Origin of the sequence: Levilactobacillus suantsaii (assembly GCF_004115745.1) — a bacterium.
In the GTDB taxonomy this organism is placed as follows: domain Bacteria; phylum Bacillota; class Bacilli; order Lactobacillales; family Lactobacillaceae; genus Levilactobacillus; species Levilactobacillus suantsaii.
Genome location: NZ_QXIL01000056.1, coordinates 1 through 1,402, shown reverse-complemented (window position 1 = coordinate 1,402; position 1,402 = coordinate 1). Strand labels below are relative to the sequence as shown.

Genomic DNA, 1,402 nt, shown 5'->3' with positions numbered 1-1,402 from the left:
GACATCATGTCTCACATTGAAAACCTCCTAAAGTCAATGTGATTCATAATATCAAAAAATGTAGGAAAACCGACATTTTTACGCCGTCATTTTCCTACATTTTATAACCGCCATGCACAATTAGCATCTAATTGTCAGCAAAATATAACTCGCCGATTTAAAATAAGCCCCCCTCACACTCCAGTACCCTAAGATGTATGTGTTAACCAAGGTGGATTTCCTCATTAATGGAAATAGAGAAAGATGGCCTCCCCCTTTTTTAAAGTGTCTATTAGTGACTTGTTCGGATTTGGCAGGAATCAGCTCTCTAGCTAAAATACGCATACCCTATTTCTAATGTGTAAGGTTTAAGACGTCTCTCAATCAGTTTTCGCTCCCAATTCAAGCGTCATTACAAATATTAAATGGCATGATTCCAAATCATCTCGGAAATCATGCCATTTTAGCAACTCTATAGCCGCTTTAATTAATTTGAACTGTCTTCTTAGCCTACAGGACCCACTGCTTAATTTTGATTACCCAAAGTCCTGATTACTTCTTCTGAGCAATGACGAAAGCATAGCTGTAATCGTTATCTGGATACATCGCTGCACTTCCCAGCTGTGTGTGATCAACAACCATTAATCCAACGTGATAATTTTTCAAGCTTTTAAGCTTCGATTTTGAATAACCATAAGATGAAAGAATACTCTTAATTTTTTTAATTCTAGTCTTAGTAGCTGATTTGCGACTCTGCGCCAAATACTTAGTTACTTTAGGGAAAGATTTGATGTTTTTATATTTTTTTGCATTGAAACTGCCAGCTATAACAAGCGGTTTCATCCCATCATAATAGTAGTAACTATATTTAGCCCCAGCCAATCTAGTGAGTTGCAAATCAAGCTTACTCTGCGGAAGTAATTTCAGCATTTGCCGAGTTATTCCCTGAGACGGTGAATACTTTATATAATTTGCATAGTCCTTAGTTGTTGGAAAAATGTTTAAGGTAATATATTGCGATTTAAGCATATCTTTGGCAAGACCCGGTTTGACAAAGCCATGCCAAACATATCCGGTAATTGACTTGGTTTTCTTCGTATTCCATCCCGTAATACGATAATATTTTGCATTAGTTTTACCGTGCTTTAGCGTAAGCATTGCGGTGCTTCTCCAAGTTCTATTAGGAACGCGCTTAAGGTTGCTAATCTTTTTGGTATGCTTTTTATTCCAAATCGTAACCGACTTGCTAACCTTTTTAGGAATGGCAAATTACAAGTTTAATCCGAACAAGCCCGGAATCTTTAAATGGCAGTCTGTTGATGATGTATTTTTAATGGTCGTTGATTAATTAGTTCAAGTGCTGCTAGGATCTCATCAGTCGTTACTTGGCTAAAATTGGTCTTTTTCGGGAAGAACCAGCGTA

Annotated in this window: 1 protein-coding gene and 1 pseudogene; both read right to left on the bottom strand. The window is 37.1% G+C overall.

Features of this window, described 5'->3' with window-relative positions:
* Nucleotides 1-531: 531 nt before the first annotated feature.
* Entirely contained in the window at nucleotides 532-1,137 is a 606-nt protein-coding gene (locus DXH47_RS11485; RefSeq protein WP_129033429.1) for a hypothetical protein, read from the bottom strand.
* Nucleotides 1,138-1,280: 143 nt separating this feature from the next.
* Nucleotides 1,281-1,402: pseudogene (locus tag DXH47_RS11480) on the bottom strand (IS30 family transposase); the annotation flags it as partial.

What these genes read in the sequence shown, in the direction of transcription:
- DXH47_RS11485 (WP_129033429.1), bottom strand. Translation starts at nt 1,137, where the DNA reads ATGCTTACGCTAAAGCACGGTAAAACTAATGCAAAATATTATCGTATT.